At 52.8% G+C, this 24,397-nt stretch carries 24 protein-coding genes; 23 read left to right on the forward strand and 1 reads right to left on the reverse strand.

Going from position 1 to position 24,397, the window contains the following annotated elements; all coding sequences use genetic code 11:
* The first annotated feature begins 23 nt into the window (after positions 1-23).
* From HQN87_RS12510 to HQN87_RS12535, 6 genes are all read left to right on the forward strand, one after another.
* On the forward strand, positions 24-2,336 hold the full coding sequence (locus tag HQN87_RS12510; protein ID WP_173133116.1) for a TP0910 N-terminal domain-containing protein: 2,313 nt from the start codon (positions 24-26) through the stop codon (positions 2,334-2,336).
* The gene (locus HQN87_RS12515; protein WP_173133119.1) at positions 2,333-2,635 is read left to right on the forward strand and encodes an EscU/YscU/HrcU family type III secretion system export apparatus switch protein; all 303 of its coding nucleotides are present in this window, start codon (positions 2,333-2,335) and stop codon (positions 2,633-2,635) included. The genes HQN87_RS12510 and HQN87_RS12515 overlap by 4 nt, the downstream gene beginning before the upstream one ends.
* Complete coding sequence (locus tag HQN87_RS12520; RefSeq protein ID WP_173133122.1) at positions 2,632-3,018, forward strand: YraN family protein; 387 nt, start codon at positions 2,632-2,634, stop codon at positions 3,016-3,018. The genes HQN87_RS12515 and HQN87_RS12520 overlap by 4 nt, the downstream gene beginning before the upstream one ends.
* Before the next feature lie 308 nt (positions 3,019-3,326).
* Positions 3,327-3,608, forward strand: coding sequence for a hypothetical protein (locus HQN87_RS12525; protein WP_173133125.1), 282 nt, complete (start codon positions 3,327-3,329; stop codon positions 3,606-3,608).
* 7 nt (positions 3,609-3,615) lie between these two features.
* Positions 3,616-4,152, forward strand: coding sequence for a phosphoesterase (locus HQN87_RS12530; protein WP_254075472.1), 537 nt, complete (start codon positions 3,616-3,618; stop codon positions 4,150-4,152).
* A 212-nt stretch (positions 4,153-4,364) separates the two neighbouring features.
* Entirely contained in the window at positions 4,365-6,053 is a 1,689-nt protein-coding gene (locus HQN87_RS12535; protein ID WP_173133128.1) for a YifB family Mg chelatase-like AAA ATPase, read from the forward strand.
* A 90-nt stretch (positions 6,054-6,143) separates the two neighbouring features.
* Here the strand turns inward: HQN87_RS12535 and HQN87_RS12540 are convergent, their stop codons facing one another.
* A complete protein-coding gene (locus tag HQN87_RS12540; protein ID WP_173133131.1) occupies positions 6,144-6,572 on the reverse strand; it encodes an organic hydroperoxide resistance protein in 429 nt (142 codons plus the stop codon).
* A 147-nt stretch (positions 6,573-6,719) separates the two neighbouring features.
* Between HQN87_RS12540 and HQN87_RS12545 the strand changes: the two genes are divergently transcribed.
* From HQN87_RS12545 to HQN87_RS12625, 17 genes are all read left to right on the forward strand, one after another.
* Positions 6,720-7,187 carry a MarR family winged helix-turn-helix transcriptional regulator gene (locus tag HQN87_RS12545; protein WP_173133134.1) on the forward strand — a complete coding sequence of 156 codons (468 nt, stop codon included), beginning with the start codon at positions 6,720-6,722 and terminating at the stop codon, positions 7,185-7,187.
* A 358-nt stretch (positions 7,188-7,545) separates the two neighbouring features.
* On the forward strand, positions 7,546-8,703 hold the full coding sequence (sucC, locus tag HQN87_RS12550) for an ADP-forming succinate--CoA ligase subunit beta (RefSeq protein WP_173133137.1): 1,158 nt from the start codon (positions 7,546-7,548) through the stop codon (positions 8,701-8,703).
* Positions 8,704-8,738: 35 nt separating this feature from the next.
* Positions 8,739-9,668, forward strand: a complete 930-nt coding sequence (gene sucD, locus HQN87_RS12555) for a succinate--CoA ligase subunit alpha (protein ID WP_173133140.1) — start codon at positions 8,739-8,741, stop codon at positions 9,666-9,668.
* A gap of 194 nt (positions 9,669-9,862) precedes the next feature.
* Positions 9,863-10,981: a DNA-processing protein DprA gene (gene dprA / locus HQN87_RS12560; RefSeq protein ID WP_173133143.1), complete on the forward strand. Its 1,119-nt coding sequence runs from the start codon at positions 9,863-9,865 to the stop codon at positions 10,979-10,981.
* 100 nt (positions 10,982-11,081) lie between these two features.
* Complete coding sequence (gene topA, locus HQN87_RS12565) at positions 11,082-13,178, forward strand: type I DNA topoisomerase (protein ID WP_173133146.1); 2,097 nt, start codon at positions 11,082-11,084, stop codon at positions 13,176-13,178.
* Positions 13,179-13,201: 23 nt separating this feature from the next.
* Positions 13,202-14,581 (forward strand): FADH(2)-oxidizing methylenetetrahydrofolate--tRNA-(uracil(54)-C(5))-methyltransferase TrmFO, encoded by a 1,380-nt coding sequence (trmFO, locus tag HQN87_RS12570; protein WP_173133149.1) that lies wholly within the window; start codon positions 13,202-13,204, stop codon positions 14,579-14,581.
* Between the two features lie 40 nt (positions 14,582-14,621).
* Entirely contained in the window at positions 14,622-15,164 is a 543-nt protein-coding gene (gene hslV / locus HQN87_RS12575; RefSeq protein ID WP_173133152.1) for an ATP-dependent protease subunit HslV, read from the forward strand.
* Positions 15,165-15,197: 33 nt separating this feature from the next.
* A complete protein-coding gene (hslU, locus tag HQN87_RS12580) occupies positions 15,198-16,598 on the forward strand; it encodes an ATP-dependent protease ATPase subunit HslU (protein WP_173133155.1) in 1,401 nt (466 codons plus the stop codon).
* 377 nt (positions 16,599-16,975) lie between these two features.
* On the forward strand, positions 16,976-17,383 hold the full coding sequence (gene flgB, locus HQN87_RS12585; protein ID WP_173133158.1) for a flagellar basal body rod protein FlgB: 408 nt from the start codon (positions 16,976-16,978) through the stop codon (positions 17,381-17,383).
* A gap of 6 nt (positions 17,384-17,389) precedes the next feature.
* A complete protein-coding gene (gene flgC / locus HQN87_RS12590; protein WP_173133161.1) occupies positions 17,390-17,836 on the forward strand; it encodes a flagellar basal body rod protein FlgC in 447 nt (148 codons plus the stop codon).
* Between the two features lie 29 nt (positions 17,837-17,865).
* Positions 17,866-18,174, forward strand: coding sequence for a flagellar hook-basal body complex protein FliE (gene fliE / locus HQN87_RS12595; protein ID WP_173133164.1), 309 nt, complete (start codon positions 17,866-17,868; stop codon positions 18,172-18,174).
* Between the two features lie 34 nt (positions 18,175-18,208).
* Positions 18,209-19,798, forward strand: coding sequence for a flagellar basal-body MS-ring/collar protein FliF (gene fliF / locus HQN87_RS12600; protein ID WP_173133167.1), 1,590 nt, complete (start codon positions 18,209-18,211; stop codon positions 19,796-19,798).
* Between the two features lie 4 nt (positions 19,799-19,802).
* Entirely contained in the window at positions 19,803-20,819 is a 1,017-nt protein-coding gene (gene fliG, locus HQN87_RS12605) for a flagellar motor switch protein FliG (RefSeq protein ID WP_173133170.1), read from the forward strand.
* Positions 20,812-21,660 (forward strand): FliH/SctL family protein, encoded by an 849-nt coding sequence (locus HQN87_RS12610; RefSeq protein ID WP_173133700.1) that lies wholly within the window; start codon positions 20,812-20,814, stop codon positions 21,658-21,660. Before fliG ends, HQN87_RS12610 begins: the two co-directional genes overlap by 8 nt.
* Positions 21,653-22,966 (forward strand): flagellar protein export ATPase FliI, encoded by a 1,314-nt coding sequence (gene fliI / locus HQN87_RS12615; RefSeq protein WP_173133697.1) that lies wholly within the window; start codon positions 21,653-21,655, stop codon positions 22,964-22,966. Before HQN87_RS12610 ends, fliI begins: the two co-directional genes overlap by 8 nt.
* Before the next feature lie 6 nt (positions 22,967-22,972).
* Complete coding sequence (gene fliJ / locus HQN87_RS12620; protein ID WP_173133173.1) at positions 22,973-23,416, forward strand: flagellar export protein FliJ; 444 nt, start codon at positions 22,973-22,975, stop codon at positions 23,414-23,416.
* Between the two features lie 18 nt (positions 23,417-23,434).
* Positions 23,435-24,382 carry a MotE family protein gene (locus tag HQN87_RS12625; RefSeq protein ID WP_367272713.1) on the forward strand — a complete coding sequence of 316 codons (948 nt, stop codon included), beginning with the start codon at positions 23,435-23,437 and terminating at the stop codon, positions 24,380-24,382.
* Positions 24,383-24,397: the final 15 nt, after the last annotated feature.

Here is a 24,397-nt window from a genome sequence, read left to right on the forward strand (position 1 = left end):
GAAAGGGAAGGGAGGCGGACAACATGAATATCGGATCACTGGTTCGTAGTTTGCTCGGTGACAGCAAGGCGGGAGAAGCTAAATCTGTCGAGCTTAAGCAAGGTCAGGTTGTTCGCGGGGTTGTGCTGAGCGTATCGGATTCAGGAAAAGAAGCTGTGGTGCAGATTCAGGGAACGCCGGTGCGGGCGGAACTGGAAACACCACTGGCAGCAGGACAGACGCTGAACCTGCAGGTGGGTGCGCCCGGAGAAGGCGGTTTGCCGGTGCTTAAGCCGGTCTCACTAGGGGAGGCGGCCCTCGTCTCGGCGCAGAGTATGGGAGAGGCCATCGAATCGCTTGGACTTGCCAATTCCAAGGCTGGACGGGAGATTGTCCAGGCGATGCAAGCCGGAGGCCTGGCCTTCACCAAAGAGACTGCAGCGAAGCTGGATGCGGTCATGAATGCCAAACCTCCGGGCGTACCTGTCTCAGAGTGGCTGGAGGCGGCGGTGATCTCAGTGAAGCGCGGGTTGCCCGTGACGGCTGAGACAGTGAGAGGATTGCAGCAGGCCGTATTCGGACCGAAGCTGCATCAACTGCTGGCGAATCTGGAAGCGGAGCTGAACGTATGGGCGCAGCAAAGTGCTGATGGTGAAGGCGCAGGTGACACTGACGGGCTGAGCAGACCTGCGGCTGGATTGCTGACAGGCGGGGCGAATGCGGCCATAACTGGCAACACGTTAGCCAGTGCTCTCCCGGGAGCGACGGCAGATTTGAATGCTCAGGCGGTAAAAACAGGCGGTGCGGGAACCGCTGCTTCTGGCCCTGCTGGCAGCATCGGTAATAATGGTAGTACGGTGCAGACTTCGGGCGCTATTGGACAGGCTGTGCTGGCGCAGCCTGGGGATGCAGATGGCGCGGGAGCCGCAACGGGAGTGCGTGACGGTGCAGGGAATGTAGCAGGTGCGGGGAATGCTGCTGGAGTTGCTGGAGCGCGAGACGGAGCTGGGAATGTTGCTGGAGTGCGCAACGGAGCGGGAACTGCTACTGGAGCGCGAGACGGAGTGGGAGCTGCTACTGGAGCGCGAGACGGAGTGGGAGCGGGAGCTGCCGCTGGAATGCGTGACGGCACGGGGAATGCTGCTGGAGTGCGTGAGGCTACGGGAACTGCCGCTGGAGCGCGAGAAGGCGCAGGGAATGCTTCTGGAATGCGTGACGGCTCGGGGAATGTTGCTGGAGTGCGTGACGGTGTGGGAAATGCCGCTGGAATGCGAGACGGTGCAGGGAATGTATCGGGAGCGCGAGAAGGTATAGGCAACGCAGCAGGGATACGTGACGGTATGGGGAATGCCCCTGGAGCGCGAGACGGTACGGGTGTTGCTGCTGGAATTCGCGAAGGCGCGGAGAATGCAATGGGAGTGAGGGAAGTCACGGGGAACGCAGCTGGAATGCGAGACGGTGCGGGAGCCACAGTGGGAGCGCGTGAAGCTGCGGGACCAGCCCTGCTCGCGAAGCTGCAGGGCGTGCTCTCCGAGCTGCGCGGCAGCCTGCCGCAGCTCGCTGCCGTGCCCCCCGCCTCCGGCGCGGCGGGCGGCAGCCCCTCCCCAGCGGCTGCGCCGCCGCTGGGGAACACAGCCCCGCCAGCACCGGCGGGGCAAGACCCGGTCCCCGCTGCACCGCGCGGGGACACTGCCGCCACCCAGGGGACAGACCCCTGGGTGGGGCGGATCTTGAAGCTGCTCGGTGCGGAGCACGAGCAGCAGGTCTTGCGCGGCGGCGGAGCGGGAGCCGCGCCGGTGGCGTCCGGCGGCGCAGAAGATGCCGCCGGGACGCTCAAGGGCGTGCTGCTGCAGGTGCTCGGCAGCAGTGAGATCCCGCCCGCGGTCAAGGAAGCCGCGGGCCAGCTGGTACAGCAGCTGACGGGTCAGCAGCTGCTGCTGAATACGGACCGCACCGCGCCGTTCGCGCAGGTGACGATGTTCCTGCCGCTGCAGGGGCCGGACGGCCGGGAGACGGCCTCCGTCCACATCCAGTCACGGCGCGGCCGCAAAGGGGAGCTGGATGCGGCGAATTGCCGCCTGTGGTTTGACCTGGACATGAAGCAGCTGGGCCAGACGATGGTGGATGTGCAGGTGGTGGACCGGATTGTCAGCCTGAGGCTGCATAACGATCAGCCTTGGGTGCTGGAGCTGCTGGAAGGGCGCCGCGAGGAGATCAAGGCGGCGGTGGAATCCATTGGTTATCAGCTGTCCAGCCTGCGCACCGACCCGTTACCGGAGCTAAGTGTGGCGGCAGCGGCGGCCAAGCCGTCCGATTATGCTCCGAATGAGTACAAAGGAGTAGATTACCGCATATGAGTGAGTCTGAGCAAAAGGTTCCGCAGAACCTCAAGAAGGCGGTGGCCCTCAAATATATTCCGGGTCAAAGCGAGGCTCCGGTAGTTGTCGCTAAGGGACAGGGACCGGTAGCCGATCTCATTCTGCAAAAAGCAAAGGAAAACGGAGTGGCTGTGCAGGAGGATGCGGCGCTGGTAGAGGTTCTGTCGAAGCTTGATCTCGATCAGCAAATTCCTCCTCAGCTGTATCAGCTGGTAGCGGAGATTCTTAGCTATGTGTACCAGAGTGACCGGACCGCCGGGGAACGGAGACAGAAGTGAACGCCCGGGCGGACGGCGGAAGCTACACCCGCAAAGAGAAAGGCGCCGCTGCCGAGCAGGCGGCAAGATTGTACTTGACTTCAAGGGGGTATCTGATCAAAGAATGTAACTGGCGCTGCCGCAGCGGAGAGCTGGATATCATTGCAGAATATGAAGGGGGACTGATCTTCATTGAGGTGCGTAGCCGGAGCGGATCAGCCGCGCAGGGTACCGCAGAAGAGTCGGTCGATGAACGCAAAATCCGTCAGGTGAGAAATACAGCTCAGGTATATCTACATATGCAGAATATGCATCAGGCAGTGATCTCCTTTGATGTGATCGCTGTGCAGCTTAATGCGGATTTGAGCATTGCCTCGCTCCGGCATATCCGGGAGGCATTTTAGCTTTTTGGCTGTCCTTTACAGGACGGTGTAGTCGTTTCCGCTTGAAATATGCCTTCTATTTCTCGCTGAAACGTACGATAATCCTTGACATAAGCTGGACTTCATGGGTCATTTCTCAAAAGAAATGGGTAAACATTAGTGTGACTTTTAATGCCACCATGAGGAGGGCTGCCGGAATGAGGAATCAACCAATGAATATACAGGTAAGCTTCACTTGCCAATATTGCGAGCATAATGTAGTAGCGGAACTTGGCGCAGAGCCCTTATCAGTTGTACACTGCAGTAATTGCAACAAGACATTTACCGTTATGCGTCCTGCAATAGCGGAAGAGATATTGATTGACTGGGAGAATGAAGCATTATTCCACAAGATGCGTGCCGAGAAAACCCAAGACAGTAATAGCAGCCTCTTGTCGCTGGTCATCAATGTGATCGAGCTGCTGACCTGGCGGGATAAGGGCAATGGACAAGTAGAGGCGATTAAGGAAATGCGCCAATGGCTGATCGAGCATGAAGAAGCCCCGCCGGTGGCAGAATTAATACAAATGGATGTGAACCGGCGAGCGGGCAAGCGGAATTGGCGTGAATAAGGCCTAAATGGCGCTGGCGAAAGGGGAAGATGTATTGTCCAGAGTGTATTTTACCTCAGATCATCATTTTGGCCACAAGCTGATCATAGATTTTGAATCACGGCCTTTTGCGGATGCCGAAGAGATGGACCAGGCGATGATTGCAAGCTGGAATGCTGTGGTCGGCAAAGAGGACAAGGTATTTCATCTGGGCGACTTCTCCTTTTTGAATCAGGCGGATACCCGAAATATCGTATCTGCCCTGAACGGTTATAAAATACTGATTCTCGGCAATCACGACCGCGGGCGCGGACGGGCCTGGTGGCTTGCGGCCGGGTTTGACGAGGTCAGTGAATACCCGCTGATCTATAAGGAGTTTTTTCTGCTCTCTCATGAGCCTATGTATATGAACAAGCATATGCCTTACGTGAATGTGCATGGACATATTCATGGGCAGAGGTATGAAGGCAATCATCATTTTAACATTTGTGTGGAGCACTGGAATTACACTCCGTTGTCCTTTGAACAGATAAGAGATGCCGTTACTGCCAGCGAAGAGGGCTGAATTAAATGATACTTTGGTCACAGATGCACAATTATGCAAGACTAATGAAGTTGCTGTTTTGTGCAGCGGGTTATGCGCAATAATCCTTGCATAGTGTGTAAGGTTCTGAGTATACTGAAGTGAATAGAGCTGTCGGAAAAAGAGGAAGCACCTTTTTTCCTGGAAAATGAACGCCTCGTGCGGGCGTATTTCTGGAGAAGAGGTGTTTTTTGGTGTACGGAAAAATGCATAGCGCATGTTTGTATGGTATTGAGGGTGTAATGATTGGAGTAGAGATTGATCTGTCGAACGGCTTGCCGCAGACCCATATCATAGGCTTGCCGGATTCGGCCGTCAGGGAAGCCGTGGAGAGAGTACGGGCAGCCGTGAAGAATTGCGGATACAGCTATCCCCAGCAGCGGGTTACGATTAATCTGGCACCTGCAGATCTGCGAAAGGAGGGATCGGCATTCGATCTCGCCATCGCCCTGGGGATTCTGACAACAAGCGGCCAGCTTATTATGCCGGATGCCGGGAAAATGCTGCTTATCGGAGAATTGGCGCTGGACGGCAGTCTGCGTCCGGTAAATGGAGTATTATCTATGGTTGAGGCTGCGCGCAAGGCCGGAATAGATGCGGTACTAGTTCCGCCAGGCAATGCTGCTGAGGCTTCCTTAGTATCGGGGATGATTGTGTATACGGCCGGACATTTGCAGCATCTGCCGCAGCCGGGCCAGCTTCTGCCGCCGATTCCGGCAGAGCCATCCGAAGAGTCCGCTTCCAGCCAACAGCAGGCCAGCTTGCCGTTTCCGGTAGCTGTGAGCATCGACGCCTCCTCCAGGAAGCGTCCACCGGTCCTTGTCCTGGAACTGGACCATTTGAGATACAAGCCGGTAAGAGTATCCGGTCAATTGCAGCGACCTCGGCCAGATCATCTAATGATGGAAGATTACAGCGATGTAATCGGACAGAATCATGTGAAGCGGGCGCTTACGATTGCTGCGGCCGGGATGCACAATATTATTCTGATTGGACCGCCGGGCACGGGTAAAACAATGCTAATTAAGCGGTTACCCGGCATCCTTCCTGACCTTAGCGATACGGAGTCGCTTGAGGTGATGAAGATATTCAGTGCTGCGGGGAAGCTAAGGGATGCCGGTGGAGATTTATTGCGCAGCCGCCCGTTTCGTTCGCCCCATCACACAATCTCGGCAGCCGGATTGATCGGCGGCGGGGGAATCCCGAAGCCCGGGGAGGTTAGTCTTGCGCACCGCGGCATTCTTTTTCTGGATGAGCTTCCTGAATTCTCCCGCACCGTGCTTGAAGTGCTCCGCCAGCCGCTGGAGGACGGGGTAGTGACGATCAGCCGGGCCAGGGCCACCTTCACCTTCCCCGCCCAGTTTCTGCTGGCTTGTTCTATGAATCCCTGCATGTGCGGGTTCCTCGGCAATGGCAGTACACAGCAGCGGTGCACCTGCAGTCAGGCCAAAATCGCCCAGTACCGGGCCAAAATCTCAGGCCCGCTGCTGGACCGGATGGACATGCAGGTTGATGTTCCGCGCCCCAGGGAATGGGACAGAGGCGCGCTTCCGGTGTCAACTGCACAGATGCGGGAAGAGGTTCTGCGGGCTCAAGCTGTTCAAGCGGAACGTTACAGCCATCTGCCGATCTCCTGGAACAGCGAGCTGTCAGGGGCGGCATTGCGAAGGTATGCGGCGCTGCATGCTGAAGAAGAGCTGCTCCTGAATAGTATCCTGGAGAGCCTGGGGCTGAGCATGCGGGCGCATGACCGGATCATCAAGCTGGCCCGTACGATTGCCGATCTGGAAGGAGCGGCTGATATCGGCGCGGCGCATCTTGCCGAGGCGGTCCAATACCGCAATCTGGACCGGCAGGTGACGGCAGAGGAAGAGGAATACTGAGACTGTCCGGAGCGAACAGGGGCGGATAAGCCAATGCCAAATACCCTGCCCGGGGCCGCCGGTCAGGGTATGGACTCGCTGAAATGGCTATTACAGAACGTTCAATTCCACTTCAATATTACCGCGGGTAGCGCGGGAGTAAGGACATGCGCCGTGGGCTGCTTCAACGAGCTGCTTCGCAGTCTCGTGGTCCACGCCTTTGACCAGCACATCCATCTTCACAGCAATGCCGAAGCCGCCGTCTTCAACTTTGCCGAAGCTTACAGTAGCTGTTACTTCGCTGCCTTCGATCTTCACCTTGCCCATGCGGGCAACCATGTTCAGGGCGCTGTCAAAACAAGCGGAGTATCCTGCTGCGAACAGCTGTTCAGGATTCGTGCCTTCGCCGCCGGCGCCGCCCATTTCTCGCGGAGTGCTGATGGTAAGGTTCAGCTTAGGACTTTCCGATTCGATATATCCCTGTCTGCCGCCCACCGCTTTTACTGTAGTTTCATACATTTTCTGTTGAATTGTCATCATTATAAATCGCTCCCGTTCGCGTTAAATTGTATTGCACACAATTTAATTTAACACAATTAAAATAAAAGTCAATCTATTTTCCGCTATTAACATGATATTATGTATGAATTGTGATAAACTAATGTCACAAAGGCAGGTGAAGAAGAAATGCAAAATGAAACTACCACAACCCCTGAGCTTATGCTGGAGAACCAGCTCTGCTTTACGATTTATGCCTGTTCGCGTGAGTTCACGAAGTTATACCAGCCCCATCTGGATAAGATCGGATTAACGTATTCGCAGTATCTGGTGATGCTGGTTCTCTGGGAGAGACGGCAATGTACGGTCAAGGAGCTGGGTGAAGCGTTGTTCCTGGATTCGGGCACACTGACCCCGCTGCTGAAGCGGCTGCAGGCAGCAGGTCTGATCTTGCGTGAGCGGTCCCTGCAGGACGAGCGGAAGGTCCTGATTTCTTTGACGGATCAAGGCTTGGCCCTGCAACAGGAAGCGATGTGTATTCCCGGCAAAATGGTTGAAGGCACGATGCTCTCCCCCGAGGAGTTCATCGGTCTGCTAGGACAATTCAAGGGCCTGCTAAACCGGGTTCATGAGGCGAATATTAGCAATTCCAAGTAGTCTATCAATCCATTGTCAATGCAATCGTTCGCATTCCGGCATGAAACCGAGCGAAAATGTATGTATAAATAGTGAAAGTTTTTAAGGAAAGCGCTTATAAAACATGTTACAATATTCTGGGTTTCACATTCTGGCATATAGGTTATTATAGATATCACTATTGTGATAGGTTCTATATGCTACTTGCAGAGAACAGTACCGTTTGAAAGTTGTGTATATCAGGCGCAGGTTCTCTGCTTGTACCGGGATATTGCCGGTTTACACCGGTCTGGGCCCGGCTTTGGACAATCAAAACGGAATGCGGAATGGCCGCAGGCTGCCTGCACAGGTCACCGCAATACTTTAGGAGGCTTCCGGAATGAATATCCACGAGTATCAGGGAAAAGAAGTACTTAAGAAGTATGGCGTAGCCGTACCGAACGGAAAAGTAGCTTATACAGTGGAGGAAGCAGTGGAAGCTGCCGCAGCGCTGGGTACCCCGGTTGTTGTAGTCAAAGCTCAGATTCATGCAGGCGGACGCGGCAAAGCCGGCGGCGTCAAGGTGGCGAAGAACAGTGATGAGGTTCGTGCCTATGCGGCGGAGATCCTCGGCAAGACACTGGTTACCCATCAGACGGGACCCGAAGGCAAGGTAGTGAAGCGGCTGCTGATTGAAGAAGGCTGTCAGATTGTTAAAGAATACTATATCGGACTGGTGGTGGACCGCGCTTCCGGACGGGTAGTCATGATGGCATCCGAGGAAGGCGGCACGGAGATCGAAGAGGTGGCTGCTACACATCCCGAGAAGATTTTCAAGGAGATCATTGATCCGGCTGTGGGCTTGCAGACCTTCCAGGCACGCAAATTAGCTTACAGCATCGCCATACCTTCTGAGCTGGTCAACAAAGCGGTCAAGTTCATGCAAGCGCTGTATCTGGCTTTTGTGGATAAAGATTGCTCAATTGCGGAGATTAATCCGCTGGTGGTTACCGCAGACGGGAATGTGATGGCGCTTGATGCCAAGCTTAACTTTGATTCCAACAGCCTGTTCCGCCACAAGGATATACTGGAGCTGCGCGATCTGGATGAAGAAGACGTCAAAGAAATTGAAGCCTCGAAGTTCGATCTCAGCTATATTGCCCTGGACGGCAACATCGGCTGTATGGTGAATGGTGCAGGCCTGGCGATGGCCACTATGGATATCATCAAATATTATGGCGGCGAACCGGCCAACTTCCTCGATGTAGGGGGCGGTGCGACGACCGAGAAGGTTACGGAAGCTTTCAAAATCATCCTGTCGGATGACAAGGTGAACGGAATTTTTGTAAATATTTTCGGCGGAATTATGCGTTGTGATGTGATCGCTACAGGGGTAGTCGAAGCAGCAAGACAGCTTGGCTTAACCAAGCCGCTGGTCGTCCGTCTTGAGGGTACTAATGTGGCGCTGGGCAAAGAGATCCTCGCCGGTTCGGGACTGAATATTGTTGCTGCCGATTCAATGGCCGACGGTGCCCGCAAAATTGTTGCTCTGGTGTAATATTCGACAATAAAAGTGAGGATGTGACCTAAGGCATGAGCATTCTTGTAGATAAAAATACAAAAGTCATCACCCAGGGAATTACCGGCGCTACGGGTTTATTTCATACGAAAGGTGCGCTGGATTACGGTACTCAGATGGTCGGCGGTGTAACCCCCGGCAAAGGAGGCACCTTCGTTCAGATTACGCTTGAGAATGGTACAGAGGCCAGTCTTCCGGTGTTCGACACGGTAGTTGCCGCCAAAGCAGCCACGGGTGCAACCGCAAGTGTGATTTATGTACCGCCTGCATTTGCTGCTGATTCCATTATGGAAGCGGTGGATGCCGGGCTGGAGCTCGTCATTTGTATCACAGAAGGCATTCCGGTGCTGGATATGGTCAAAGTCTCAAGATACATGGAGGGCCGCTCCACGGTGTTAATCGGTCCTAACTGTCCTGGGGTCATTACGCCTGGAGAATGTAAAATCGGCATTATGCCGGGTTATATTCATAAACCGGGGTATGTGGGTGTAGTCTCGCGGAGCGGCACCTTGACCTATGAGGCTGTTCACCAGCTGACAGAGCGCGGAATCGGACAATCCTCGGCGGTAGGCATCGGCGGCGATCCGGTGAAGGGTTCGGAGTTCATCGACATTCTGAAGCTCTTTAACGAAGACCCCGGCACCAAGGCTGTCATTATGATCGGAGAGATCGGCGGTACGGCAGAGGAAGAAGCTGCGCTGTGGATCAAAGAGAATATGACCAAGCCTGTAGTCGGCTTCATTGGTGGTGTCACTGCGCCTCCGGGCAAGCGGATGGGCCATGCGGGGGCAATTATTTCAGGCGGTAAAGGTACGGCCAGTGAGAAGATCGCAGTGCTGGAGTCTTGCGGCATCAAGGTGGCGCCAACGCCTGCCGAGATGGGCTCTACCCTCGTCAGTGTGCTTGAGGAACGCGGCATTCTGAATGCCTTCACAACCCACTAGAACACTGCTTGTAGATTTTGCACATTAGTCACAGCTTTTACTGCTGAAGCAAGTATAATATTCTTAAAGGTAAGCAACCTTTTGTCCCGGTAACGCGGATGAAAGGTTGCTTTTTGTGTTGGCGGGGCTTGCATTTCTGAGGCCTATATTACAAAATAAGGAAGGCTGGCCCTTCCGCTTAGGAGAGAATACATATGGAAATTCGGGAACTGCTATTCGGTCTGAATGAAATGGAAGGGATTGGCTGGAAAAGTATCGACAAAATACGCCGGGTAGGGCTATTGACGAATGCTGTCTTCTCGTGTTCTGCTAAGGATTGGGAGCGTGCTGGAATCAGCAGTACTATGTCAGTCCGGCTTGCAGCAGAATTTAATGAAGCATGGGTTGTGAAGCGCCACACTTTAATGAAGGAAAGCGGTGTAGCCATGGTGACGATTCTGGATGAAGGCTACCCTGTTCAATTGAAGGAAACCCCGCAGCCGCCTTGGGTTTTGTATTACCGCGGCCGTCTGGAGCTGGCTTCCCGCCCTTCAGTCGCTATGGTGGGAACGCGGGTGCCCACTGCCTATGGGCGCAAGGTGGGCGGGATGCTGGCCGGGGAGCTAAGCGCAGCGGGTCTCACGGTTGTCAGCGGTCTGGCGAGAGGGATTGATAGTGTCAGTCATGAAGCCGCGCTTACCGGCGCCGGAGGGACCATTGCTGTGGTGGCAACCGGGCTGGATAAGGTCTACCCGCCGGAGAACCGGGAGCTTGAACGGCAGATTTCGCGTGAAGGTCTGGTTCTAAGCGAATATCCGCTCGGAACGCCAAGCCACCCCGGATTATTCCCCCAGCGTAACCGGATAATCGCCGGCCTGACGCTGGGAACACTGGTGGTGGAAGCGGACAGCCGCAGCGGTTCACTGATTACCGCCGATGCTGCGCTTGAAGCGGGCAGGGATGTATTTGCTGTGCCGGGTCCGCTGACCTCGCCCAAGAGCAGAGGGGCGCTGGAGTTGATTAAGCAGGGCGCGAAGCTGGTTACCGCCGCTTCAGACATCGTGGAAGAATACATATCTTATCTGCCTGCACGGGGTCAGGAAGCGGTTGCCGGGGCAGCTACGGGGCAAGGGAGTCTGGCAGACCTGCTTGAAAAGAAATTGACAAGTGAGGAGCAACACCTTTACCATATACTGCAACAAGGCCCGTTTACACTTGATGAGCTGCTGGCGTCTACAAAGTGGGATTTTGGACATTTGCATTCAGTTCTGTTATCTTTAATCATAAAAAAAGCGGTAACACAATTACCGGGTGCAATTTATAAGGTAATTTAATATAGAAGTAACTGTGGTAAGCATACACTCCCTGGCTCCGGCCGGGTCCGAAGACGGACTGGGGAGGCTGTCTGCTTACAAACTTTTGGGAGGAAAACCTATGGCAGATGCGTTGGTTATTGTAGAATCACCATCAAAAGCAAAAACGATTGGGAAATATCTAGGCAGTAAATATATTGTGAAGGCATCTATGGGGCATATCATAGATTTGCCAAAAAGCCAGATCGGCGTAGATGTGGAGAATGATTTTAATCCCAAATATATAACGATCCGCGGCAAGGGTTCTATATTGAAGGAACTTAAGGATGCCAGCAAAAAAGTGAAAAAAGTCTATCTCGCAGCTGACCCGGACCGCGAAGGTGAAGCGATTGCCTGGCATTTGGCAAATGCACTAAATCTGGACAACACACAGGAATGCCGCGTGGTCTTTAACGAAATTACAAAGCAGGCTGTGAAGGATGCCTTCAAGACGCCGCGCAAGATTAATATGGATCTGGTGAACGCGCAGCAGGCGCGGCGTATACTTGACCGGCTTGTCGGTTACAAGATTAGCCCTTTATTATGGAAGAAAGTCAAAAAAGGCCTCTCTGCTGGACGCGTACAATCGGTAGCGGTGAAGATCGTCATGGACCGGGAGAATGAAATTTCCGAATTCGTTCCTACAGAATACTGGAGCATTACGGCAAAGCTGGGGATTCGTGAGTCAGAGTTCGAGGCTAAGTTCCACCGGCTGAACGGCGAGAAGAAAGAGCTGGGCCAGGAGAGCGATGTGCAGGAAGTGCTGGAAGCGATCAAGAACGCCGCCTTCCAGGTCAAAGAAGTGAAGGAGAAGGAGAGACAACGGCATCCTTCCGCTCCGTTTACGACAAGCTCACTCCAGCAGGAAGCTGCCCGTAAGCTGGGCTTCCGCGCGTCCAAGACGATGTCTGTCGCTCAGCAGCTCTATGAGGGGGTTGAGCTGGGCAAGGAAGGCACTGTCGGTTTGATTACCTATATGCGTACGGATTCCACCCGTATCTCCGTTACGGCGCAGGAGGAAGCTAAGGAGCTGATCCAGTCCAAATACGGCGAGAAGTTCATTCCCGAGTCTCCGCGTCAATACTCCAAGAAGGCAGCCGGGTCCCAGGATGCGCATGAAGCGATTCGTCCGACCTCCGCGCTGCGTGAGCCTGATATGGTCAAAGAATTCATGAGCCGTGACCAATTCCGTTTGTATAAGCTGGTATGGGAGCGTTTTGTCTCGAGTCAGATGTCTTCCGCACTGCTGGATACCTTGTCGGTAGATATTACAGCCGGTACGGCAATCTTCAGAGCGGTAGGGTCCAAGGTTTCTTTCCCGGGCTTCATGAAGGTATATGTGGAAGGCAATGATGACGGCACGACGGATGAAGAGAAATTCTTGCCGCAGCTTAAGGCAGGCGATGATCTGATTAAGCGTGAGATCGAGCCGAAGCAGCATTTCACTCAGCCCCCGCCAAGATATACGGAAGCCCGGCTGGTCAAAACTCTTGAGGAACTGGGCATAGGCCGTCCAAGTACGTATGCTCCAACTCTGGAAACGATCCAGAAGCGCGGGTACGTGGCGATTGAAGAGAAGAAATTCATGCCAACGGAGCTTGGAGAGCTGATCATAGAGCAGATGGAAGAGTTCTTCCCGGAAATTCTGGATGTGGAATTCACCGCTCACATGGAAGGGGATCTTGACCATGTGGAGGAAGGTGCGGAGGATTGGGTGAAGGTTCTGGCCCAGTTCTATGAATCCTTTGAGAAGAGACTTACGTATGCTGAAGAGGAAATGAAGGAAATTGAAATTGAAGATGAGGTTTCCGATGAGCTGTGCGAGAAATGCGGTAAGCCGATGGTCTATAAGCTAGGCCGGTTCGGCAAATTCCTGGCCTGCTCCGGATTCCCGGAATGCCGCAATACGAAGCCGATTATTAAGGATATCGGTGTAAACTGCCCGAAATGTCATGAAGGCAAGGTTGTAGAGCGGCGCAGCAAGAAGGGGCGTGTCTTCTACGGCTGTGACCAGTACCCGGGCTGTGACTTTGTATCCTGGGACAGACCGTCAGTGAAGCCATGTCCAGCCTGCGGTTCGTGGATGATAGAGAAGCGCAACAAGCAGGGAACCAAGCTGCAGTGCACCTCGTGTGATCATACAGAGGCAGTACTCGACAATGATGAATTAGCAGAATAATAGGGTCACAGGAGGAACGGAAATTGACACAAACAGCAAAAGTAACCGTAATTGGAGCCGGTCTCGCCGGGAGTGAAGCCGCCTGGCAGATCGCTTCGCGGGGAGTTCCGGTTAGATTGTATGAGATGCGCCCGGTAGTGAAGACGCCTGCGCATCATACGGATCAGTTCGCGGAGCTGGTCTGCAGCAACTCACTGCGGGCCAACGGCCTCGGGAATGCAGTGGGTGTACTTAAGGAGGAAATGCGGCGCCTGGACTCCCTGGTGCTGGGTGCAGCCGACAGGCATGCGGTTCCGGCAGGAGGCGCACTCGCCGTGGACCGGGATGGCTTCTCTGGTGAAATTACTTCCATGCTGCATAATCATCCCCTGGTTGAAGTCATAAACGAAGAACTTCCGCATATACCGGAGGAAGGGATCGTTGTGATTGCAACGGGTCCGCTGACTTCCCCGTCCCTGTCTTCGGAGATTAAGAGCCTGCTTGGGGAGGAATACTTTTACTTCTATGATGCTGCCGCTCCGATTGTGGAGAAAGACAGTATTGATATGGGGAAGGTATATTTGGCTTCCCGCTATGATAAAGGCGAAGCCGCCTACCTGAACTGTCCGATGACGGAAGAGGAATTCGATGTTTTTTATGATGCGCTGATCTCGGCAGAGACGGCCGCGCTCAAAGACTTTGAGAAAGAGATTTACTTTGAAGGCTGTATGCCGATCGAGATTATGATGAAACGCGGCAAGCAGACGGCACTTTTCGGACCTATGAAGCCTGTAGGACTGATGAATCCTCATACGGGCAAGCTGCCTTACGCGGTTGTGCAACTGCGCCAGGACAATGCCGCGGGAACGCTGTATAATCTGGTCGGGTTCCAGACCCATCTGAAGTGGGGCGAGCAAAAACGGGTATTCTCACTCATTCCGGGCCTTGAGAATGCCGAATATGTGCGTTATGGTGTCATGCACCGCAATACATTTATCAATTCTCCCAAGCTGCTGCATCCCACTTATCAGATGAAGGGCCGCGAAAGGCTGTTTTTTGCCGGCCAGATGACCGGGGTTGAAGGGTATGTGGAGTCTGCGGCTTCCGGTATGATTGCCGGTATGAATGCGGCGAGAGCTGCGCTTGGCGAGGAGAGTCTGATATTCCCCGAAGACACTGTACTGGGCAGTATGCCTGCTTACATTACTTCGGCAGATCCGGAGCACTTCCAGCCGATGAATGCCAACTTTGGCCTGCTGCCGAAGCTTGACACCAGATTCCGCAGCAAAAAAGAGAAAAACGAACGACTGGCTTACCGGGCGCTGGACAGCCTGGCTGCCTATGCTGCGGCTAACCAGTTGACTTATAAAGAGCCGGAGATTGCGGAAGCTGAGCTGGCAGAGGCGGATCTTCCGGTCCAATAATATCAAGCCTGTATCACAACATTTGAGGAGGGTGCCCATTATGTTACCCAGCTTTCATGCGACTACGATTTGTGCGGTAAGACATAACGGCCATGCGGCGATTGCCGGTGACGGCCAGGTTACATTCGGAGAGAGCGTCATTATGAAGACGACGGCCAAGAAGGTCCGCCGCTTGTACAGGGGACAGGTGATTGCCGGATTTGCGGGCTCTGTTGCCGATGCGATTACTTTGTTCGAGAAGTTCGAGGGCAAGCTGGAGGAGCATCACGGCAATCTCCAGCGGGCAGCGGTAGAGCTGGCTAAGGATTGGCGCCAGGACCGCATTCTGCGCAAGCTGGAAGCCCTCATGATCGTAATGGATAAGGAAGGCATGCTGCTGATCTCCGGCAACGGTGAAATCATCGAGCCGGATGACGATGTGCTGGCGATCGGCTCCGGCGGTAACTTTGCACTGGCTTCCGGGCGGGCGCTCAAACGCCATGCCTCACATCTGGGTGCCGGTGAGATCGCCAGAGAAGCGCTGCAGATTGCTTCCGAGATCTGTGTATATACCAATTCCAATATCATTGTCGAACAATTATAGGCAAGCTGCCATATATAAAGGGAGGAAGTCACAATGGTGAATCAATCGCTTACGCCCCGCCAGATCGTAACAGAGCTTGACAAGTATATCGTAGGTCAGAAGCAGGCCAAGAAATCAGTGGCCGTTGCGCTCCGCAACCGGTATCGGCGCAGTCTTTTGTCCGAAGAGCTCCGGGATGAGGTTGTGCCCAAAAACATTCTTATGATCGGACCTACCGGTGTCGGTAAAACGGAGATTGCCCGGCGTCTGGCCAAGCTCGTTAATGCACCGTTCATCAAAGTGGAAGCGACCAAATTCACGGAAGTCGGTTATGTGGGACGCGATGTGGAGTCGATGGTCCGTGATCTGGTGGAGACCTCTATCCGTATGGTGAAGCTTGAACGCACCGAAAAGGTGAAGGACCGGGCAGAAGAGCTGGCCAATGACCGCATTGTGGCGATTCTCGTCCCTTCCTCATCCAAGGGCAAATCGCAGCGCAATCCGTTCGAGATGATATTTGGCGGGAACAACGGCGGTGCGGAGGAGTCCAAGGAAGAGCCGGAGGACGGAAGTCTGAGCGAACGCCGCAGAGGGATTAAGTTCAAGCTGCTTGCCGGTCAGCTCGAGGATGATATCATCGAGATTGATGTGGAAGACACGACCCCTTCCATGATGGATATGTTCGCCGGCCAAGGCAATGACCAGATGGGCATGAACATGCAGGAGATGTTCGGCAATCTGCTGCCGAAGCGTACGAAGAAGCGCAAGCTGCCGATCCGTGAAGCACGCAAGGTGCTGATTCAGGATGAAGCGGCCAAGCTGATTGACACCGACGATATGATTCAGGAGTCCGTCGCCCGTGCAGAGCAATCCGGGATTATATTCATTGATGAGATCGACAAGGTGGCCAGCCAAGGCAAGGGCTCCGGTCCCGATGTGTCCCGCGAAGGCGTGCAGCGCGATATTCTGCCCATCGTAGAAGGATCGACCGTCATGACCAAATACGGACCTGTGAAGACGGACTATGTGCTGTTCATAGCGGCCGGAGCTTTTCATATTGCCAAGCCTTCCGATCTGATCCCCGAGCTTCAGGGGCGTTTCCCGATCCGTGTAGAGCTGAGCAGTCTTACACTTGAGGACTTTGTATCTATTCTTACTGAGCCTGAGAACGCACTTACGAAACAATATGTGCATTTGCTGCAGACGGAGAACATAGAAATACAGTTCCAGAAGGAAGCGATTCAGGAAATTGCCAAAATTGCGGCCTCTGTAAACCAGAATATGGAGAACATCGGGGCGCGGCGTCTTCATACGATCCTGGAGAAGCTGCTGGAGGATCTTTCTTTTGAAGCCCCTGAGCTGACACTCGACACCATGGTCATCACTCCGGAGTATGTTCGCGAAAAACTGGCAGGAATCGCGCAGGATCGCGACTTAAGCCAATATATCCTTTAAGCCGGGCAGGGTAAGAAAATCGTCAACGTAGGTAATTAGAATTATGGCTATGCAAATTTGATTCTATAATCATGCATAAAAAGTTAAAAAATCCTTTTATAATGAATAAAATGTAATATAAAAGGAAAAATATTGTAAAAACATGCTTTAAGCCCTCTCTTTTCAGAAAAGATAGGGCTTATTTCTTATTGTAATAATATACAAATTCTAAGAGAATCAATGTATGTGAGATTGACATAAGAATCATTCATCGACATGGTTCGACTTATGGCCGACAATGCAATGAAAAAAATGACTTAATTTGTCGAAAATGAGCAGGAATTTGGACGATGTTGTGGAATTCTTTTCATTATGATAGGTTTGGAAGGGGGATTACTATGGATTTGCTGAACAGTGTCAGTTTTCAAAGATTACAAGGAGGCCTCGATGCCGCCACTAAACGACAAAGTGTTCTGGCGAATAACGTAGCAAATGTGGATACGCCGAATTTTAAACGCTCAGATGTTAGCTTTGAAAGTTTCCTGAGACAACAGGAGAGCGGTGTGAAGCCTACGCTGGGTGCGAAAGTCTCAGACTCTCGCCATTTCCGCTTCGGGTCAGTGACCGGCATGCCGGCTGCTGTGGTCAGTACAGATGAGACCACTTCTATGAATAACAATGGCAATAATGTGGATATGGATCGTGAACAGGCGCTTAGCGCCGAGAACCAGCTGAGGTACAACTCTTACGTAGAACAGCTGAACAGTCAGATTACAATGATGCGTACAGTTGTACAGGGAGGGTAATGAATAGTGAACTTTGGCAGCAGCTTTGGTATTAGTGCCTCGGCTTTAACCGCCCAGCGCCTGCGTATGGATGTGATCTCTTCCAATATCGCCAACGCCGAGACAACAAGGGCTTCAATGGTGGACGGCAAAGCCGTACCTTACCGCCGTAAGCTTGTCGTTATGGAAACAGCCCAGCCTGACAGCTTCTCAAATATACTGAATTCCAAAATGGGCAGCGGCAGTGAAGGGGTCAAGGTGAAATCAATTATCGAGGATTCTTCTCCGCTGAAGCCGGTGTACAATCCCAGCCATCCGGATGCGGACGCTGACGGGTATGTATACATGCCGAATGTGGATCTGACCAAGGAAATGGTGGACATGCTGTCTGCCTCGCGTTCGTATGAAGCGAATGTTACAATGCTGAACGCATCCAAATCTATGGTGGCCAAGGCGCTTGAAATCGGCCGGTAAAATGAATTGACTGTCTAGGAGGAGAAGAATTGATACAGAATTTATTGATCGGGACCCAAGCTGTACAGCCGCTGGCTATGAAATCCGTAGCTGCAGAATCCTCAGCCGTTCAAGAGTCAGGACAGAGCTTTGGTTCATACCTGGAGAATGCGCTTAACCAGGTGGCAGATCAGGAACAGCACGCGAAAGACATGAGTAACAAATTTGTACTGGGAGAGGTCAATATTGATGAGGCTATGATTTCGTCCCAACAGGCATTGCTGAGTTTGCAGTTGACTACACAAGTCCGGAACAAAGTAATTGAAGCCTATCAGGAAATTATGAGAACTCAAATCTAAATAATCCTAGCTACGTTTCGGATGGGGTGACACTGTGAATGAAAGATTGGCCCAGTACCGGGAGAAGATAACCCTGTATTGGAACAGATTCAGCGGTAAACAGAAGATCTTATTTTTCTCTACTCTGTTTATCATCATAATAGTAATCGTAGTAACGACTACGCAGTTATCGAAGGTAGAATACGAAGTTGCTTTTCAGGATCTGAACAGTACCGATTCAGCAGGGGTTATGAGTTATTTGGATACATCAGGGATTTCTTACCGTCTTAGCCCGGATGGCAAAAGCATCTCAGTACCCAGTACTGACGCTGCGCGCATCAAGATAGCTGTTGGTTCTCAGGGGATTGTGCAGCAGGGTTCTATCGGGTACAAGGTGTTCAATGAATCATCTTCCATGATCGGAACTACAGACAGTGAATTCAATGTTAAATACAACAATGCGCTTAATGGTGAAGTTGAACAATTGATGAGAAGAATGCAGGGGATCAAAGACGTCAAGGTTCTCATTACTCTTCCGAAGGAAACGGTGTTCGCTGCACAGGAAGATCAGGAGAAGGCGCTGGCTTCCGTTGTTATGAGCTTCGATCCGGGCTTCCGGCCTTCACAGGAGAATATCGACGGGTACTTCAATCTCGTAAAGACTGCTGTTCCGAATCTGCCGATTGATAATATTACCATCACCAACAACGAGGTAGAGCTGAGACCTACGGCCAAGGGCGGCCAGGCAGGTGTCGCAAGCCAGGTTGAAGAGAACTTCGCACTGAAGAAGAAATTTGAAGACGACGTCAAAAAGGATGTCAAGCAATTCCTGAGTACCCTCACAGGTCCGGATAAGGTAGATGTCCTGGTGTTCTCCAAGCTTAACTTCGATAAGGAGAACAGAAAGGAAGATATCGTAGTACCGGTAGATGCTGAGAATATGAAAGGGATTGAGATCAGCTCGCAAATTATCAGCAAGACGTATTCGGGTCAAGGTAACGCATCCGGAGGAGTTGCAGGTACAGGGTCTGAAGATGTTGCAGGTTATCCTGCGGGGGCTGACACAGGTGCTTCTTCTTCTGAGGAATCGTCGGAGACAAGGAATTTTGAAGTGACCAGAATTACGAAAGATATTATTGCAAGTCCATATACTGTAAAAGATTTAACCATAAATGTTGCGGTTGAACCACCTGCAGGACAAACATCTTTGGACGAAGCTACTTCAGGAGCAATCCAGAACATTCTGGTTAATATTGTCCGTGCCTCATTAGCAGATTCGGGTATCACTTATACAGACGCCGATCTAACCAAAAAAGTTTCGGTATACTCGCAACAATTTGGAAGTACTACTGCGGATGACACATCCGGCGGACTTGCAACCTGGATGATCTGGGCCATTGGTGCAGCCGCCTTACTGGTCGGTGCAGGCGGTGGTTACCTGATCTACCGCAGCCGCAAGAGCAAGCAGGAGGAAGAAGTGGAGGAAGATATTCCGCTGCAGGTTCCTACCGAGTTTCCATCTATTAACATGGATAGCGTGACGAATGAAAGTCAGGTCCGCAAGCAGCTGGAAAGTCTGGCGAAGAAGAAGCCGGATGAATTCGTAAATCTGCTACGTACATGGCTCGCTGAAGAACAGAGGTGAAGGAATGGCAAAAGCTGGCCAGCAGGGACTTAGCGGCCGCCAAAAGGCGGCTATCCTGCTTATCACACTAGGGCCTGAAGTATCGGCACAAATATTCAAGCATTTGCGGGATGAGGAGATTGAACAGCTGACTCTGGAGATTGCCAATGTCCGCAAAGTGGACAGCGGCGAAAAAGAGTCGATCATGTCTGAATTCCATCAAATCTGTCTCGCCCAGGAGTATATCTCGCAAGGCGGTATTAATTATGCCAAGGAGATCCTGGAGAAAGCACTCGGCTCCGCCAAGGCGCTCGAAGTGATCAACCGCCTGACAGCCACGCTTCAGGTAAGACCTTTCGACTTCGCCCGCAAAGCGGACCCGAACCAGATTCTCAACTTTATCCAGAATGAAAATGTACAGACCATTGCCCTTGTACTCTCTTATCTGCAATTTGAACAGGCGGCGTCTATCCTGTCTTCCCTGCCGCAGGAGAAGCAGGCTGAGGTAGCCCGGAGAATTGCCATTATGGACAGCACCTCTCCAGAGGTGGTCACCCAGATCGAACGGGTACTGGAGCAGAAGCTGTCTGCTACAGTTACCCAGGATTATACGAATGCCGGCGGTATCGAATCCATCGTGCAGATTCTGAACGGTGTTGACCGCGGGACAGAGCGTACGATTCTCGATTCCCTGGAAATTCAGGACCCTGAGCTGGCTGAAGAAATCAAGAAGCGGATGTTCGTCTTCGAGGATATCGTCAATGTGGACAACCGTTCCATCCAGCGGATCATCAAGGATATCGACAATGCGGATTTGCAGCTTGCGCTCAAGGTGGCCAGCGAGGAAGTGCGGGATGTTATTTTCCGCAACATGTCCAAGCGTATGGCCGAGACCTTCCGCGAGGAAATGGAGTACATGGGGCCCGTGCGGCTGCGTGATGTGGAAGAAGCACAGACACGCATCGTAGGCACGATCCGCAGACTCGAGGAGTCTGGTGAAATTATCATCGCCCGTGGCGGAGGAGATGACATTATTGTCTAAGCTGATCAAACATTCTCAATATATTCCGGTAGATGTGCTGAAGCGGCTGGAGCAGGCCAGACATCATGCAGGACTTACCGAAGAGCCTGCTCATGAGGAGGCTCCGGGTGAGGTTCACTATCAGGACCCCGCCAGAGAGGCGGCGGAGCAGTCCCGCAAGCAAATGCTGAAGGATGCCCAGGAGTTCGCCGAAGGCCAAGTCCGGAACGCCTCCCAGGAAGCTGAGAATATTGTGGAATCAGCACGGACGGAAGCTGAAGAGTGGTGGCGGCAGCGCAGGGAGCAGGATGAGCTGCTGATAGAGGCTGTCAAATCCGAAGGATATCAGCAAGGCTACCAGGAAGGCCTGGCGCAGGCTGAACAGGAGATGTCCCGGCGCCTTGCCGAGATGATGGAAGAAGCACGCACTGTGCTTCAGGAAGCGTACCGGGCAAAAGATGTGATTATTCAGGAGGCTGAACCATTTCTGGTGGAGCTTAGCTGCAGTATTGCCGAGAAAATCGTGGACAGGCAGCTCACGGTTGAACCGCAGTTTGCGATGGACCTGATTCGTAAGAATCTGGCCCGCAAGCGCGAGCAGGGGCTGATCTCTTTATGTGTCTCCCCGGCGCAGTTTGCCTTTGTCAATGCGGCGAGGGAAGAGCTCTCGCTTGCTGTAGACTCGCAGGCTGAGCTGCAGATTCTGCCGGATTCCACAGTCAGAGACCAGGGGTGTGTGATCCGGTCCTCCTTCGGCAGCATCGACGCGCGTGTCGATACCCAACTGTCCGAAATCAAAAAAGAGTTGCTCAGAATCGCGCTGGACTCGGATGAACACGGAAATGGGGACGACGATGCTTGACAGCGGAAGATACAAGGAACAGCTGCGTAACTTCGACCCGGTACGGATTAACGGCAAGGTGACCCAGGTTATCGGGCTGATGGTGGAGTCGGAAGGGCCTGACGCCAGCATAGGCGATGTCTGTTATATCTATCCTGCCAAGGGAACCAAGCCGCTCCAGGCAGAGGTTGTGGGCTTTCGTGACAACAAGGTGCTGCTTATGCCGCTTGGAGAACTTCAGGCGATTGGTCCGGGCTGTGATGTGGTGGGCACCGGCAAGCCGCTGAGTGTTCAAGTAGGCTCTGAACTGCTGGGCAAGGTCCTTGACGGTCTGGGACAACCGTTGGACGGTTCACTCATACCGGCCAGGATGCCGCATAGCTCAACCTTCAACATCCCGTCCAATCCGCTTAACCGCCCGCGGGTCGCGGAACCGATCAGCATCGGAGTAAGGGCTATTGACGGACTTCTGACCATCGGCAAAGGTCAGCGTGTAGGGATTTTTGCAGGTTCAGGTGTCGGCAAGAGTACTCTGATGGGGATGATTGCCCGCAACACCTCCGCGGATGTGAATGTCATCGCCCTGATCGGCGAGCGGGGCAGAGAGGTGCTTGATTTCATTGAACGTGACCTGGGGCCGGAGGGCCTTCAGCGTTCGGTAGTCATTGTTGCCACTTCGGATCAGCCGGCGCTAATCCGGATCAAAGGGGCTCTGATTGCCACTACGATCGCCGAGTACTTCCGTGACCGCGGACTGAATGTCATGCTGATGATGGACTCGGTTACGCGTTATGCCATGGCACAGCGTGAGGTGGGGCTGGCTGTAGGAGAGCCTCCGGCTATGAGAGGATATACCCCGTCTGTGTTCGCCAGTCTCCCTAAGCTGCTGGAACGGGCCGGGACCGGCCCGACAGGGTCAATTACCGCATTCTACACCGTGCTGGTTGACGGTGACGATATGAACGAGCCTATCGCTGACGCTGTGCGCGGAATTCTGGACGGGCATATTGTTCTGAATCGTAATATCGCCAATAAGGGGCATTTCCCGGCGATAGATGTTCTCTCCAGCATCAGCCGGGTGATGAAGGATATCGCACCGGAGGAGCAGATTGCAGCGGCCGAGAATGTGAAGCGCCTGATGGCGGTGTACAAGGATTCCGAGGATCTGATCAACATCGGTGCTTACCAAAGAGGCTCGAACGCGCAAATTGATGAGTCGATGCATTACATCGACAGCATCTGGGATTTCACCAAGCAAAAGGTGAATGAGAAAGTAACCCTTAGTGAAGTGCAGCAGTCTTTAATTTCACAGTTCTCGAGGAGTTGATTGATCATGAGATTCCATTATACTTTTCAAAAAGTGGTGGACTTGAAGGGTAACGAAAAAACACAGGCAGAGTGGATGCTCTCAAGCGCGCTCGGAGAACTGCAGGCACAGGAAAAAAGTCTGGATGAATTAATCGACCAGCGCAACTCGCTGATGTCGTCTTTGCAAAGTGCGGCACAGCAGAAGACACCGATGGCCAAGCTTCGTGAAATGCAGGATTACATGGATTATCTCGACAAATGCATCGCCCGGAAGCTTTCTGATATCAGCCGGGCGCATATCGAGGTTCAGAGTAAGCAGGACAACCTGAGTACGAAGGTTCTTGATGAGAAGGTATGGCTCAAAGCCAAAGACAAGGCACAGACCGCATTTATGCAGAATATGAGTTTACGGGAACAAAACGAACTGGATGAGATGGCTACCGTCCGCTTCGCGATGAAATCCCTCTAACCCGGGAGGTTTCCGCTAGTGGCAAATAATCAAATGGAACTTGAAGATGAAGGGTCGGCAGGCAAGCTGGAGCGTTTCTTGTTTTTGATGATTCCGATCATCTTTACGCTTGTATTGCTTGGCGTACTGTTAACCCTATTTAATATGGACATCCGCCAGAATGTACTGGCGATTGCCAACAAAATTCCTATCGTTGAGAAGTGGGTGCCTGATCCGCCGCCGGACCCAGCTGCACCGGGTGGAGCAGCGGAGAATCCGCCAGCAGAGAGTAAAGAGCAGGCTGCCAGCTCCGAGAGCACGATCAAAGAGCTCAAAGCACAGCTAACCGAGCAAGGGGAGAAGCTGAAGAAGGCTGAAGAAGACAAAGCAGCGGAGATCACCAAGGCAGAAGCCCTTCAGAAGCAGATTGACGGCTTGAAGATCGCAGCGGCAACAGCGGCAGCTACCGAGGAGGAAGAAGATCCGTATCTGAAGAAAGTGAAGGATCTTGCCAAGCTGTACGCCGGAATGAAGGCTTCCAAGGCAGCCCCGATTATGGAGAATCTGACTACAGATGAGATGGTTCAGATCTTCAGTGTGATGAGTAATGCCAGCAAGTCAGCCATCTTGGAGAAAATGGATGCCAAAAAAGCTGCCGATGTATCCATAAAGCTAAAAGAAACCACAAATTCAACCGATATGGCTATTGCAGCCCTTCAATCCAGATTGAAGCAGGAGGCAGGTACAACCCCTGCTAAACCTTCAGCCAATCTGGATCAGGAGAAGCTCAGCCAGACGTTCACCAGCATGCCGGCTGCGGATGCAGCAGTGCTGCTTGGTTCCATGTACAGCCTCAGCCCGGATAAGGTCATTACTGTTCTGAATTCCGTCAGTGACACCGTCCGTTCCTCTATTCTGGGGGAGATGACCAAGAAAGACAGCAAGCAGACTGCCAAAATTGTAAACCGTCTGATGGGCGGAAAATAATGATTGAAGGGAGGT

Origin of the sequence: Paenibacillus tritici (assembly GCF_013204885.1) — a bacterium.
Classification (GTDB): Bacteria; Bacillota; Bacilli; order Paenibacillales; family Paenibacillaceae; genus Paenibacillus_AQ; species Paenibacillus_AQ tritici.